Origin of the sequence: Methylophaga sp. UBA5088 (genome assembly GCF_002414625.1) — a bacterium.
Taxonomy (GTDB): domain Bacteria; phylum Pseudomonadota; class Gammaproteobacteria; order Nitrosococcales; family Methylophagaceae; genus Methylophaga; species Methylophaga marina.
In genome coordinates, this window is record NZ_DIAC01000030.1 from 38,823 (window position 1) to 39,221 (window position 399).

The following is a 399-nucleotide window of genomic DNA, read 5'->3' on the forward strand; positions in this document are numbered from 1 at the left end:
AAAGACATTGTCGCCAAGCTTAAAAAACAATCACGTTCTGAAGCCGAAAATCATCGGCTTTGTTATCGACCATGGGGTTATTATGATTCCATCGATCTTGGCGAACGTTTTCAGGTCAAACGTATCCGAGTAAAACCAGGGGCATCTCTTTCATTGCAAATGCATCATCATCGAGCTGAGCATTGGGTAGTAGTTCAAGGTACAGCAGAGGTGACCAGAGAAGATGAAGTCTTTTTACTGTCAGAAAATGAATCTACCTTTATTCCTGTTGGGCAAAAACATCGATTGCATAATCCTGGCAGAGTACCTCTAGAAATTATCGAAATTCAATCCGGTGGCTATCTTGGTGAAGACGATATTGTTCGCTTCCAGGATAATTACCATCGACACTAAGCTATC

At 41.6% G+C, this 399-nt stretch carries 1 protein-coding gene; it reads left to right on the forward strand.

Annotation, left to right across the window (positions count from 1 at the left end; all coding sequences use genetic code 11):
• Nucleotides 1–393, forward strand: a 393-nt coding sequence (locus B4K20_RS04075; protein ID WP_289281991.1) for a cupin domain-containing protein, incomplete at its 5' end; no start/stop codon positions are given.
• Between the last annotated feature and the right edge of the window lie 6 nt (nt 394–399).